The 12,993-nt window shown below is 67.6% G+C and carries 12 protein-coding genes; 10 read left to right on the forward strand and 2 right to left on the reverse strand.

Annotated features, from left to right (window positions below; genetic code table 11):
• Window positions 1-666: 666 nt before the first annotated feature.
• Window positions 667-2,850 carry a transglycosylase domain-containing protein gene (locus AB0L82_RS16335; protein ID WP_364637918.1) on the forward strand — a complete coding sequence of 728 codons (2,184 nt, stop codon included), beginning with the start codon at window positions 667-669 and terminating at the stop codon, window positions 2,848-2,850.
• 93 nt (window positions 2,851-2,943) lie between these two features.
• Window positions 2,944-4,518, forward strand: coding sequence for a glycosyltransferase 87 family protein (locus AB0L82_RS16340; RefSeq protein ID WP_364637920.1), 1,575 nt, complete (start codon window positions 2,944-2,946; stop codon window positions 4,516-4,518).
• A gap of 54 nt (window positions 4,519-4,572) precedes the next feature.
• On the opposite strand, the gene AB0L82_RS16345 is transcribed toward AB0L82_RS16340, so the two are convergent.
• Entirely contained in the window at window positions 4,573-5,847 is a 1,275-nt protein-coding gene (locus tag AB0L82_RS16345; protein WP_364636550.1) for a TerD family protein, read from the reverse strand.
• Window positions 5,848-5,960: 113 nt separating this feature from the next.
• Here AB0L82_RS16345 and AB0L82_RS16350 point away from each other — a divergent pair, with 113 nt between their 5' ends.
• The 8 genes from AB0L82_RS16350 (at window position 5,961) to AB0L82_RS16385 (ending at window position 12,179) form a co-directional block, all read left to right on the forward strand.
• On the forward strand, window positions 5,961-6,584 hold the full coding sequence (locus AB0L82_RS16350) for an AIM24 family protein (protein WP_364636552.1): 624 nt from the start codon (window positions 5,961-5,963) through the stop codon (window positions 6,582-6,584).
• 10 nt (window positions 6,585-6,594) lie between these two features.
• Window positions 6,595-7,299: an AIM24 family protein gene (locus AB0L82_RS16355; RefSeq protein WP_364636554.1), complete on the forward strand. Its 705-nt coding sequence runs from the start codon at window positions 6,595-6,597 to the stop codon at window positions 7,297-7,299.
• 7 nt (window positions 7,300-7,306) lie between these two features.
• A complete protein-coding gene (locus AB0L82_RS16360; protein WP_364636556.1) occupies window positions 7,307-8,068 on the forward strand; it encodes an AIM24 family protein in 762 nt (253 codons plus the stop codon).
• Window positions 8,069-8,167: 99 nt separating this feature from the next.
• Complete coding sequence (locus tag AB0L82_RS16365; protein ID WP_364636558.1) at window positions 8,168-8,902, forward strand: hypothetical protein; 735 nt, start codon at window positions 8,168-8,170, stop codon at window positions 8,900-8,902.
• 29 nt (window positions 8,903-8,931) lie between these two features.
• Window positions 8,932-9,933 (forward strand): dihydroxyacetone kinase subunit DhaK, encoded by a 1,002-nt coding sequence (dhaK, locus tag AB0L82_RS16370; protein WP_364636560.1) that lies wholly within the window; start codon window positions 8,932-8,934, stop codon window positions 9,931-9,933.
• On the forward strand, window positions 9,933-10,565 hold the full coding sequence (gene dhaL / locus AB0L82_RS16375) for a dihydroxyacetone kinase subunit DhaL (RefSeq protein ID WP_364636562.1): 633 nt from the start codon (window positions 9,933-9,935) through the stop codon (window positions 10,563-10,565). Before dhaK ends, dhaL begins: the two co-directional genes overlap by 1 nt.
• 8 nt (window positions 10,566-10,573) lie before the next feature.
• Window positions 10,574-11,311, forward strand: a complete 738-nt coding sequence (gene dhaM / locus AB0L82_RS16380; RefSeq protein ID WP_364636564.1) for a dihydroxyacetone kinase phosphoryl donor subunit DhaM — start codon at window positions 10,574-10,576, stop codon at window positions 11,309-11,311.
• Window positions 11,312-11,426: 115 nt separating this feature from the next.
• Window positions 11,427-12,179, forward strand: coding sequence for an isocitrate lyase/phosphoenolpyruvate mutase family protein (locus tag AB0L82_RS16385; protein WP_364636566.1), 753 nt, complete (start codon window positions 11,427-11,429; stop codon window positions 12,177-12,179).
• Here AB0L82_RS16385 and AB0L82_RS16390 read toward each other — a convergent pair.
• Complete coding sequence (locus tag AB0L82_RS16390; protein ID WP_364637922.1) at window positions 12,176-12,991, reverse strand: HAD family hydrolase; 816 nt, start codon at window positions 12,989-12,991, stop codon at window positions 12,176-12,178. The genes AB0L82_RS16385 and AB0L82_RS16390 overlap by 4 nt on opposite strands.
• Window positions 12,992-12,993 lie beyond the last annotated feature (2 nt).

Genomic DNA, 12,993 nt, shown 5'->3' on the forward strand with positions numbered 1-12,993 from the left:
AGTATCGAGTAGCTATTGGAGAGCCAGGCTGTGACATCGCCCTATGACGACGGACCGCACGGCGGCCGCCCCCAGCGTGGCGGTTCGCAACCCGGCCCCGGCGGATATCCGCCGCCGCGACCGCAGGGTCCGCCGCCAGGAGCGCGCCAGCCGGGTATGGGCCCGGGTCAGCCGGGCCGCCCGGCTCCCGGCGGGCAGCCCCCGCGCGGACCGCAGGGTCAGCCGATGCGCGGTCCGGTACCGCAGGGCCAGCAGCCCCCGCGCCGTCCGGGTCCGCCGCCGCAGGGCCGGCCCAATCCGGACGCGACGCGCAAGCTGCCCGCACCCGACGCCACCCAGAAGGTGAATACCGGCAGTCGCCAGGCCGTGCCCCCGCATCTGCAGCGGGCCGCGACTTCCGATCGCGCCGAACGGGTTTCCGATCGCAATCCGCGCGTGCAGGCTCGCGCCGGCGCGGGCGTCGCCGACCGCACCCGCAATGACGACCGCACCCGGCCGCCGTCGGGCCCGAACCCCGCGGCCGCCCGGCGACCGCAGGGTGGCACCGCGGGCGGTCCGCCGCCGCGGCGTCCCGGCGGTGAGGGCCCCGGCGGCAGCGGGGGCGGCAGCCGTCGTCCGAAGCGCAGGTCGCCGTGGAAGATCGTCCGCCGCGTGGCGTACGTGCTGATGGCGCTGTTCCTGGTCACGCCGAGCACCATCTTCCTGATCGCCTATTCGACCGTGGACGTGCCCAAGGCCGGTGACCTGAAGACCAATCAGGTGGCCACCATGTTCATGGCGGACGGCACCTCGGTGCTGTCCAAAGTGGTTCCGCCGGAAGGCAACCGGACCGATGTGACCATCGACCAGATCCCGCCGCACGTGCGCAACGCGGTGATCGCGGCCGAGGACCGGGATTTCTACACCAATCCGGGCTTCTCCATCTCCGGCTTCGTGCGCGCCGCGCGTGACAATGTCATGGGCAAGGCCAGCGCCGGCGGTGGTTCCACCATTACGCAGCAGTACGTGAAGAACGCGCTGGTCGGTGATGAACGCTCGCTCAGCCGTAAGCTGCACGAGTTGGTCATCTCGGCCAAGATGGCGCGACAGTGGTCCAAGGACGACATTCTCACCGCGTACCTGAACACCATTTACTTCGGTCGCGGCGCGTACGGCATCGACGCGGCGGCCAAGGCGTACTTCGGCAAGAAGGTCTCCGAACTCGATCCCTCCGAGGGCGCGATGCTGGCGGCGACGATTCAGCAGCCGTCCAACCTGGATCCGGAGAAGAACCCCAAGGGCGCGCAGACGCGCTGGAACTATGTGCTCGACGGCATGGTCTCCGGCGGTAATCTGCCCGCCGCGCAGCGCGCGGGAATGCAGTACCCGCAGGTGATTCCGGCCGCGCAGGCCGCCGGTGACAAGACCATGGACAGCGGTCCGGAGGGCCTGATCAAGACCCAGGTGCTCAAGGAACTCGAGGCCGCGGGCATCAGCGAGCACGAGCTGAACACCGAGGGTCTGCAGATCACCACCACCATCGATCAGAAGGCGCAGCAGGCGGCGGTCGATTCGGTGAACAAGACCATGGACGGTGAGCCGGACATCCTGCGCACCGCGGTGGTTTCGGTGGATCCCAAGACCGGTGCGGTGCGCGCGTACTACGGCGGCACCGACGGTCAGGGCTACGACTTCGCCAATGCCGGTCTGCCGCCGGGCTCGTCGTTCAAGGTGTTCGGCCTGGCCGAGAACCTGGAGATGGGCAAGCCGCTGTCGACGCTGTACGACTCCTCGCCGGTGACGGTGAACGGCATCAAGATCACGAACGTCGAGGGCGAGCAGTGCGGTATGTGCACCATCGCCGAGGCGCTCAAGCGGTCGCTGAACACCAGCTTCTACCGCATGATGCTGGATATGCCGGGCAACGGCCCGCAGAAGATCGCCGATATGGCGCATAAGCTCGGCATCCCGGACACCATTCCGGGCGTCGGCAAGACCCTCACCGAACCGGACGGCAGCGGCCCCAATAACGGTGTCGTACTGGGTCAGTACCAGGTGCGCCCGCTGGATATGGCCTCCGCGTACGCCACCCTGGCCGCCTCGGGCATGTACCGCGCGCCGCACTTCGTGCAGAAGGTCGTCACCTCGGACGGCACCGTCCTGCTCGATCGCGGCGAAACCGCCGGCGAGCAGCGGGTTTCGGCGGCCGTGGCGGATAACGTCACCGATGCCATGAAGCCCATCGCGGCCTGGTCGCGTAATCACAACCTGGCGGGCGGCCGGGATTCGGCCACCAAGACCGGTACCAACCAGCTCGGCGACACCGGCGAGAACCGCGACTCCTGGATGGTCGGGTACACCCCCGAGCTGTCCACCGCGGTCTGGATGGGCACCGAACAGGGCGTGAAACTGCGAAATGCCAACGGCGGCATGATCTACGGCTCCGGCCTGCCCGCCGATATCTGGAAGGGCACCATGGACGGGGCGCTCAAGGGCGTGCCGAACAGCAAGTTCCCCAAGCCGGGCACCATCGCCGGACAGGCCGGCGTGCCGTCCTGGTCGGCGCCGTACACCGCGCCCTCCACCACCGATTCGCCGGTGCTGCCGCCGGTGATCACCCAGAGCCAGGTGGAAATCCTGCCGGGTATCACGATTCCGGTGCCGGGACTGGCCCCGAATCCGCAGAATCAGCAGCGAGCGCAATCGCAGCCGACGCAGGATCCGGGGGCGGGTCCGATGTCCGGTCAACCCGTCGCACCGGCAGACGGTTCACCACTGACCACCACACCCAGTACGGGCGGCGGGAACGGTAATGGGAACGGCAACGGCAATGGGAACGGCAATGGCAACGGGGCGCCACGCGGTCGGTAGCCTCGAGGCGTGATCGAGCAGGAAGTGACACACCGGTCGGCCGCCCTCGGCGAGCCGGCCGGTGCCGCACCGGAACCCGGCCCGTCCGAACCGGTGCGATACGTCTCCCCCGCACCGCTGGCAGCCGATCTGCGGTCGGCCGACGACCGCGACAAGCCCAGCCGCACCGATACCCTGACCGCGCAGCTGTGCGATCTGATCGGCGGACCGGTCGGCGATCACGCGCTCATCGGACGGGTGCGATTCTGGACGCCCACGCGGGTGCTGTTCGCCTTCGCGGTGCTGTTCCTGGCACTCAGCTGGTTCGGCAAGGCGGGCTGTATCCAGCAGGCCCCCGACGGCTCCGGCGGTATCGGCCTGGACTGGAACAACGGCCGCCAATACGTGGCCATGTGCTACTCGGACACGGTGCCGCTGTACGGCGCGGAACATTTGAACGAGGGCGCGTTCCCGTACAAGAAGCAGTGGACCGACTTCGGCTCCGACGGTAAACCGCAGACGCGCTACATGGAGTATCCGGTGCTGTCCGGGCTCTACCAGTACGGCGCCATGGGAATCGCCAAGGCGTGGAAGCAATCTCATCTGCCCGGCGCGCTGGAAGTGGTCATCTACTTCAATGTGGTCGCGGTCGGACTCGCGCTGGCGTGGCTGGTGACCATCTGGGCCTCCGCGCAATTGGCGGGGCGGCGGGTGTGGGATGCCGCGCTGGTCGCGCTGTCACCGCTGGTGCTGGTGCACGCGTTCACCAATTTCGACACCCTCGCAACGGCTTTCGCGGCCGGTGGACTGCTGGCGTGGGGGCGGCGGCGACCGTGGCTGGCGGGCATACTGCTCGGGCTCGGCGGGGCGGCGAAGCTGTATCCGCTGCTGCTGCTCGGCCCGATCCTGGTGCTGTGCCTGCGCGCCGAACGCTGGCACGAGGGCGAAAACGTCTGGGGCGGAATGCGTCCGCTGCGGGCGGGCCTGTCCGCCGTCGCCGGGGCCGTGATCACCTGGCTGGCGGTGAACGCGCCGATCGCGGTGCTCTACGGCAAGGGGTGGCGAGAGTTCTTCCGGCTCAATACCGAACGGCACGCCGATCCGGATTCGGTGTACAACGTCATCACCTCGTTCACCGGCTGGAAGGGATTCGACGGCGCGCTGGATTCCGGGGCGACCCCGACCATGCTGAACAGCGTCTCGCTGCTGCTGTTCATCGCCGCCTGCGCGGGCATCGGCTGGATCGGCTTGACCGCCGCGCGGCGGCCGCGGCTGGCGCAGTTGGCGTTTCTGGTGGTGGCGGCGTTCCTGCTCACCAATAAGGTGTGGAGTCCGCAGTATTCGCTGTGGCTGGTGCCGCTGGCCGTGCTCGCACTGCCGCAGCGCCGAATCCTGTTGGCGTGGATGACGATCGACGCTCTGGTCTGGGTGCCGCGGATGTATTACTACCTCGGCACCGACCACAAGGGCATACCCGAACAATGGTTCACGGGCACCGTCGCCATCCGCGATATCGCGGTGATCATCCTGTGCGGCTTGATAATCCGGCAGATCTATCACCCGGAGGACGACCCGATCCGCCGCGACGGCGTTGACGATCCGGCCGGAGGCATCCTCGACCGCGCCCCCGACCCCGACCACCCCTGGCTGCCGCCGCTGCTGAGGCCACGGCCGGCCGTCATCACCTAGCGCGACAACAGAACCCCCGCCCTCATCCGAGAGCGGGGATTCTCGTATCGGCCTTCAGTGCAGGAAGCGTCCGAGCTGGGGTACGGCCTCGCCCGGGTGCTTGGCCTGGAAGCCCTCGCCGAGCGCTTCCAGTTTCCAGTCCTGGGTGCCGCCCTGGCGGTAGACCTTGGCCATCGCCATACCGGTGAAGGACATGCCGCCCGTCATCGTGTAGCGCGCCAATTCGGCGTTGTTGGTGCCGTCCACCATGCGGCAGAAGGCATTCGCCACCTGTTCGAAGGTGTGACCCTTGTACGAGGTGACGATGAACAGCAGCGTGGTGACGTGCGTCGGGATGCGGGTCAGGTCGACCACGATCACCTCGTCGTCGCCCTCGCCCTCACCGGTGAGGTTATCGCCCTGATGCCGGATCGAACCGTCCTTGGAGGCCAGGCTGCCGTAGTAGACGACATCGACCGGGCTCATATCGGCGAACAGCACCACCGAGGCGTCCAGATCGATATCGGGCGCGCGGTTTCCGAACATGCCGCCGCGCTTGACCGGATCCCAGCCCAGCCCCATCTTCACGTAGGTGAGGGCGCCGCCGCCCTCCTTGCGCAGATTGATGCGCTGACCCTTGACCAGGCTCACCGACTGGCCCTTGGGCAGATCGCGATCCGCGCTCGGATCGGTGGCGGGACTGTAGGCGGGTGGCGCACCGCCGCCCTGCGGCGGATAACCCTGGGCCGGAGGCGGATAGCCCCCGGCGGGCGGCGGATACCCGCCCGCGGCCTGCTCGGGATACCCGCCCGTGGGCGCGGCCGCCGGGGCGGGCTGGGACTGCGCCTGATTCACCTGCACGCCGTGATCGGTGACCAGCGCGGCGAATCCGCCCGCGTAGCCCTGGCCGACCGCGCGCACCTTCCAACCGCCCTGGCGCCGATACACTTCCAGCGCGATGACGATGGATTCGGTATCCAGACCCTCGATCCGGTACTCGAACAACGGATTTCCGCTGAGATCCGAAACCACGGCGACCGGCGCGGGCAGCCGTCCGAAGTTGTTGCCCGCCTCGTCCAGGGTGATCACGGCACGAATCTGCTCGATCCCGGCGGGCACCGCACCCAGTGAGATCATCAGCGCGGCAGGCTGGCCGGACGAACCCGGTTGCAGGTTCACCCCCGGCCCGCTGGGCTGATTGAAGAACACGAAATCGGCGTCCGAGCGGACCTTGCCGTGCTCGGTGACCAGGAGTGCGGACAGATCCGCGGGCGCGGCGATCTGCACGCTGATCACCACATCGTTCACATTCAAAGGACCGTTCTGGCCCTTCACCAATGCTGCGGACAAGGTCGACCCTTCGCTTGTCGGTGTTGTCGCTGCCACTCTACGAGAAATAGACGACCACGGGCGGCCACCCGATCGGTTAGGGTTGCCCGCAAGTTTCGAGTACGGGGAATCCATTGGCGCAGCTGTTCGAGAAGTCCAAAAAGGTGATCGAGGCACACCTGTCCGGCACCAGCCTGCGGGCGATCTCCGGGTCCATGGTCGCCTACGAGGGCAATGTGCAGTTCAAGAGCGCCGGTTTCGGTGGCGGTGACGGCCTGGTCGCGGGCATCAAACGCCGCGCGACCGGCGAATCGCTCTCGCTCATGGAGTGTTCCGGGCAGGGCCGGGTGTTCTTCGCGGTCAACGGCCAGCACGTGACCGTGGTGGATATCAATAACGAGACCTTGCAGGTGGAGTCGCAGCAGTTGCTGGCGTTCGCCGGAAACCTGCGCACCAATGTGAGTTTCGCGGGTCTGCGCGGCGCGACCACGGGCGCGGGCCTGTTCACCACCACGGTGAGCGGTCAGGGTCAGGTGGCGCTGCTGTCGGCCGGCGGCCCGCTGATTCATCTGGAGGTGTCGCCGCAGTACCCGCTGGTGGTCGATCCGGATGCGTTCGTGGCCGCGCGCGGCAATCTGAATCAGTCCTTCGTCACCGACGTGTCGTGGCGCGATGTGATGGGTCAGGGTGGCGGGGAGGCGTTCTCGCTGCGCTGGGACGGGCAGGGCGTGGTGTTGATCCAGCCCGCCGAACGGTAGGGGCGAGAACATGTTCGAACAGGTCAACGCGAAAGTCGTGAAGGTCGATGTCGCGCAGTCCGGCGGCGTGATCGCGCGCACCGGGGCGATGCTCTTCTACACCGGCGATGTGTCGTTCTCACCGCATCAGGTGCCCGGCGCGGGCGCGATGGGCGGTATGAGCGGGCTCGCCGGTATGGCCGGGCGCATGATGGCCGGTGAGCACGAACGCACCATGCTGGCGCAGGGCAACGGTGAAGTGCATTACGGTTTCGCGGGTTTGGAGACCCACGTGGTGCAGATGCAGCCGGGCGCGGTGCTGCGCGTGGAAGCCTCACGGCTGCTCGCCAGTACCGCCGGATTACAGAGTTCGGTTGTCTCGGTGGCGAGTTCGGGCGGCGGCTCGGGCGGTCGCGGTGGCGGCCTGATGGGCGCGCTGCGCGGCGCGGCGAGCGGAATGCTCACCGGCGCGGGCATGTTCACCACCCAGCTGTCCGGGCAGGGCAGTGCCGTCTTGCTCGCGCACGGTGGGTTCTTCGAACTACCGGTCGGCGGGCAGTACCCCGTCGTCGTCGACCCGCAGGCTTTCGTAGCGGCCTACGGGAATGTGCAGACGGAATTGAAAACCGCGTTGAGCTGGCGGGACGCGGTCGGCCGCGGGTCCGGTGAGGCTATGCAATTGCACTGCGCCGGCCAGGGCGTCGTGTACGTGCAAGCCTCCGAACAGAAGCTGTGAGACTGCCATGAGCACCCTTCTCAATCCGATGAATCTTGTTGAAAGCGATAATCTTCCGGGCAACGATTATGCCTACAGCATTGATCTGCGCCAACCGTGGTTCATGCGCCGGGGAGCGATGATCGCCTACTACGGGCAAATGGAGTTCCGGGCGCTGACTCATGGACTGCAGGGCGGGTTGCTACACATGGTGTCGCAACAGTTTTCAGCTCCATTATTCACCGGTGACTACGTGATTGCCGAAGGTCACGGAAAATTGATCATCGGCGATCGCGGTTACAACATCAACTCCTATGACCTGGACGAGGGCAATCTCACCATCCGTGCGGCGAATTTGCTGGCATTCGAACCCGGTCTGTCGCTGAATCAGTCCATCGTGCCCGGTTTTCTCACGCTCATCGGCACCGGCAGGTTCCTGGCGTCCTCCAACGGGCCGGTCATGTTCGCCGAACCGCCGCTGCGGGTGGACCCGGAAGCGCTTGTCGGCTGGGCCGACTGCCCGTCGCCGAGTCATCATTACGACCAGCGCTGGGTATCGAGTTTCCTGGCCGCCGGGGCCGCGCGATTCGGCGTGAACTCAGGTGAGGAACGGCAATTCGACTTCACCGGCGCGGGTACGGTGCTCATCCAGTCCAGCGAGAAGATCATGGACGACTCGCATCTGGTGCGCACCATCGAGGGTCAGTTGCAGAGCGGCATCACCCCGACCGGCCTGCAGCGCATCCAGAGCGTGGTCACTCAGCAACTGGGTGGCCAGCAGAGCTACTGAGCGCGTGACCGACACCGCCCGGGGCACACTGAACAGGGCACGCCAGAGGTTTGCTGCCATTACTGCGCGGCGCCGCTCACCCGTGGCAGGATCGGTTTCGTGAGCGACGGTGAGGTAGAACCCGCGGAAGCGCACGAACAGTATTTGCGCGCCTTCCGGCATCCCGCCGTGTCCCGGACGCAGCTCGAGGACCTCCTCGACGCCGTGAACGGCTTCCTGGACACCATCACTCCCGGCGAGGGTGAATTCGTGCCGCAGGGCGGCTGGGCGCCCGAATCCACCGCCATGGCATTCCAGATCGGGCGCGCGGTGGAGCAGGTGCTCACCGAACGTGAACAAGCCGAGCAGGAATTGTTGCACCGCCGTGACATTCGAGACCGGCTCGTAGTCGCGCTGGACGCGGTGCTGGACTGCCTGCGCACGCTGCCCGATCTCGCCGAGGCCGAGATCGCGCTCGGCACAACGGCTGTGAACGAGGGCTTCCAGGTCTTCGACGACGGATCGGTGCGCACCACCGTCTCCCAGGAGATCGGGGCTGATCTGGGTGCGCTCGAAGCGCGCCGGGTGGAACTCGACGAGCAGATGACCGCCGCCGTCGCCGCGCGCACCGGATTGATCGAGGACACCACCGATCTGGTGCGCGACCGCCTCGGCGTCGCCGACGTCGGCATCCCGTGGGTGATCCTGGAGGCCACCAAGGGCGGCCTGGACGTGTCCGAACCGTTCGAATTCGCGGCACACCATCTCCCCGACTGCGAATTACGGGAGCTGATGGTGCAGTTGGTCACCGATATCGAATTGGCGCGCACACTGGAAGAGGACGCGACCGCCTGACGCCGTTGGCTGCGGAGGAGAACGATTCGGTGAAGAAGCTCATCAATGATCCGGCCGATGTGGTCGACGCGGCACTGGCCGGAATGGCCGCCGCGCATCCGGAATTGCGCATCGACGCGAAACAGCGGCTGGTCATCCGGGCCGACGCACCCGTGCCCGGCAAGGTGGGCCTGGTGTCCGGCGGCGGCTCCGGACATGAACCGCTGCACGCCGGATTCGTCGGCCACGGCATGCTCGACGCCGCCTGCGCAGGAGAGATCTTCACCTCACCCGTGCCCGATCAGATCCTGGCCGCCACCACCGCCGCCGACGCCGGGGCGGGGGTGCTGCACATCGTGAAGAACTACACCGGCGATGTGCTGAATTTCGAGATGGCCGCCGAACTCGCGGCCGCCGAGACGGGGGTGCAGGTGATCTCCGTCGTGGTGAACGACGATGTGGCGGTGCAGGACAGCCTGTACACCGCCGGTCGGCGCGGTGTCGGGGCCACCGTCATCGTGGAGAAAATGGCCGGTGCCGCCGCGGCGGCGAGGCGGCCGCTGGTCGAGGTGGCGGGTATCGCCACCCGGGTGAGCGTCGAATCACGCAGTATGGGAATGGCTTTGACCTCCGGCACGGTGCCCGCCGTCGGGCATCCCACCTTCGAACTCGGCGATGACGAGATGGAGATCGGCATCGGGATTCACGGCGAACCCGGCCGCCGGCGCGTCCCGCTCGCTCCCGCGCGCGATATCGCCGCCATGCTGGTCGAGCCGATTCTCACCGATCTGCCGTTTCAGCGGGGTGATCGCGTGCTGTGCTTCGTCAACGGCATGGGCGGGACACCGCTGCTGGAGCTGTACCTCATGTTCGACGAAGTGGCTCGACTACTGCGCGGTCAGGGAGTGGAAATCGAACGCTCCCTGGTCGGTTCGTACATCACCTCACTCGATATGGCCGGATGCTCGGTCACCCTGACCCGGCTCGACGAGGAACTCACGACACTGTGGGACGCACCGGTTCGCACCCCGGCACTGCGGTGGGGCATCTGATGCGGGTCGACGCGGCGGCCTGGATCCGAGCCTTCGCCGCGCTGATCGACGAGCACGCCGATGAACTGACCGCCCTCGACGCCGCGATCGGCGACGCCGACCACGGCACCAATATGCGCCGAGGAATGACGGCGGCCGTTGCGGCACTGGATGATTCGACGCCCGCCACGGCGGCCGAGATCTACAAGCAGACGGCCATGGTGTTGATCCGCACCATCGGCGGTGCCAGCGGCCCGCTGTACGGCACCTTCTTCCTGCGCCTCGCGACCGCCCTCGCCAACGGCCCAGAGCTCGAAACCACCACCGGTATCACCGATTTCGCCCGCGCCTTCCGAACCGCTCTCGACGGCGTCATCGCCCGCGGCAAAGCCGAGCCCGGCGACAAAACCATGATCGACGCCCTGGCCCCGGCCGCCGATGCGCTGGAGAAACAAGCGAGTACCGCCGACACCCCACAGGCGGTCCTGGACGCGGCGGTCACCGCCGCCGAATCCGGCCGGGACGCGACCACACCCCTCACCGCCCGCAAGGGCCGCGCCTCCTACCTCGGCGAACGCAGTGCGGGACACCAGGATCCAGGCGCGACTAGTGCCGCTCTGCTGGTCCGCGCCGCCCGGCAGGCCCTGCGATGATCGGCCTGGTGGTCGTGTCGCACAGCCGCCCGCTCGCCCGCGCCGCCGTCGCCCTGGCCACCGAACTACTCCCCCACCAGCCCGTCCGCATCGAAATCGCCGCGGGCACATACGAAAACGCCCTCGGCACCGACGCGGTCGCGGTGGCGGAGGCGATCAGCGCCGCCGACACCGGCGACGGCGTCCTCGTACTCATGGATCTCGGCAGCGCCGTACTATCCGCCGAGACCGCACTCGAACTGCTGGAATCGCCTGTGCGCGTGCGGCTCTGCGCAGCCCCCTTCGTGGAAGGGCTGATCGCCGCATTGGCGACAGCGGGTGGCGGCGCGGACCTGGAGCAGGTCGCGCGGGAGGCGGAAGGGGCACTCGACGCCAAACACGCCCAACTCGGTGCCGGCGACGCACATCCCGGGTCGAGCGAAGAACCCGGCGCCGAGGCCGCCGGACCACCGCAAGCCTCCGCACAACCGGCCGCCACCGCGTGGACGGTGGCGGCCTTCGAGGTCACCGATCCACACGGCCTGCATGCCCGCCCCGCCGCCGAACTCATCGCCGCACTCCGCGATCTGGATGGCGATGTGCAACTCCGCAATCTCAGCACCGGAACCGGCCCCATCCCCGCCGACAGTCTCACCAGACTCCTGACGCTGGGCGTGCTACCCGGTCACCGGCTCGAGGTGTCCGCGCTCGGCCCCGATGCGGCCGCGGCGATCGATCGGGTGCGCGCCGCCGTCACCGGACGCTGAGACGGCCGCATATTCGGCCCAGCCGAATCGCCGTCACCAGGGTGAGCGGCAGGCCGGAGTCGTGAGTGACGTGGGCCGCCTTTCGCGCGGTGGCGGGGAGGGGCAGGATCGGGGGATGACATTGAAGGAGCACGCCGAAACGTTTCTCGCACTTCATCAGCCGGGGAATCCGGTGATTCTGCCTACCGTGTGGGATGCCTGGTCCGCGAAACTGGTACAGGAGTCCGGGTTCTCGGCGATCACCGTCGGCAGTCATCCGCTCGCCAATTCGCTGGGGCGGGCGGATAACGAGGGGATGACCTTCACCGAGGTGACCGCGCGGATCAAGGAGATCACCGCGGCGGTGGACATTCCGGTGTCGGTGGATATCGAGTCCGGGTACGCGCAGAAGCCCGCCACCCTGATCGAAGGGCTGTTGGAGGCGGGGGCGGTGGGACTCAATATCGAGGACACCGTGCACAGCGAGGGTAAGCGGCTGCGGGCGCCGCAGGAGCACGCCGATCTGGTCGGGGAACTGCGGCAGGCCGCCGACGCGGCGGGCGTGCACGTGGTCGTGAACGCGCGCACCGACGTCTTCATGCGGCCCGATACCGGGACACCGGCCGAACGGCTGGACAGCGCGCTGGAGCGGATGAAACTGGCCGCTGCCGCCGGAGCCGATGTGCTGTACCCGGTCGGACGGCATGAGCCCGAGGTGCTGCGGCGGCTCACCAGTGAGCTGCCGCTGCCGGTCAACTCGATCGGCATTCCCGCGCAGGACGGGCGCGCCTACTTCGCCGAATTGGGGGTGGCGCGAGTGAGTTTCGGGCCGTTTCTGCAGAACGCGCTCACCGAATACGCCAACGGGCTGTTCGGCATCTGGCGCTAGGAGAGCACCGGTTCCGGGGTCGCGAACGCGGCCCCGGCCAGGAACCAGTCCAGGATCTCCACACCGGCGAGAATGCCCGCCGACGGGGTGAGGGTCAGGTTGGGGCTGGTCCAGCCGAGCTGTTCGAGTTCGCCGTGCCGGGGACGGATGGCGGCGTCGGCGGTGCGGAGCATTTCCGCGTCGAGGGCGCCGTCACCGGCCGCCAGCAACCGGGCCTCGGGGGCGAGTTCACCCGAATCCTGCAGGCGGCGGCGCACTTCGGCGACCGCGCGGCTCTTGCAGACCGCATCGGGCATGCTGTAGATCTTGCGGCCCTGCTGCGAAGCGGACCAGCCGCGTGCGCGGCACCAGGCATCCCATTCGGCCAGGAAATCGGCGGGCTGCCGGGCCATGTCCACGACCAGGTAGTTGAAGAGATGGTCGGCCACGCGGAACTTGGTCGCCCAGGAATCGTCTATGCGAGAAAGCAATTCGGCATTCACCTGAGACAGGGTGGCGCCGCCCGAGCGGACCTCGGCGTCCAGTGAACTGCGCCAGCGGGTATCGGGGACCCCGTTGTCGAGGATATTGCCGCCGTTGGTGGTGACGGCGAAGCGCCACGGCGCACCCGGGAGGCCGATTCGCTTGAACTGCTTGATGGTTCGCGTGGTGGTCGGGATGACCGCCGCCACTTCGGCGAGGGCCCGCAGGCGTTCGGTCGCGATGACCGTCATGAACGACAGCGGGGCGCCCTGATAGTGCTCGACGCACACCGAGGGCAGGTCCGGGGTCGCGCCGGAAGCATCGCGGGAAGCGTTGCGGGAGTAGATCATGG

Source organism: Nocardia sp. NPDC052001 (assembly GCF_040680615.1).
GTDB lineage: Bacteria > Actinomycetota > Actinomycetes > Mycobacteriales > Mycobacteriaceae > Nocardia.

Coding starts and splice junctions, on each gene's coding strand:
- dhaL (WP_364636562.1), top strand. CDS start 9,933: ATGCGGGTCGACGCGGCGGCCTGGATCCGAGCCTTCGCCGCGCTGATC.
- AB0L82_RS16385 (WP_364636566.1), top strand. CDS start 11,427: ATGACATTGAAGGAGCACGCCGAAACGTTTCTCGCACTTCATCAGCCG.
- AB0L82_RS16355 (WP_364636554.1), top strand. CDS start 6,595: ATGTTCGAACAGGTCAACGCGAAAGTCGTGAAGGTCGATGTCGCGCAG.
- AB0L82_RS16335 (WP_364637918.1), top strand. CDS start 667: ATGGCGCTGTTCCTGGTCACGCCGAGCACCATCTTCCTGATCGCCTAT.
- AB0L82_RS16360 (WP_364636556.1), top strand. CDS start 7,307: ATGAGCACCCTTCTCAATCCGATGAATCTTGTTGAAAGCGATAATCTT.
- AB0L82_RS16390 (WP_364637922.1), bottom strand. CDS start 12,991: ATGATCTACTCCCGCAACGCTTCCCGCGATGCTTCCGGCGCGACCCCG.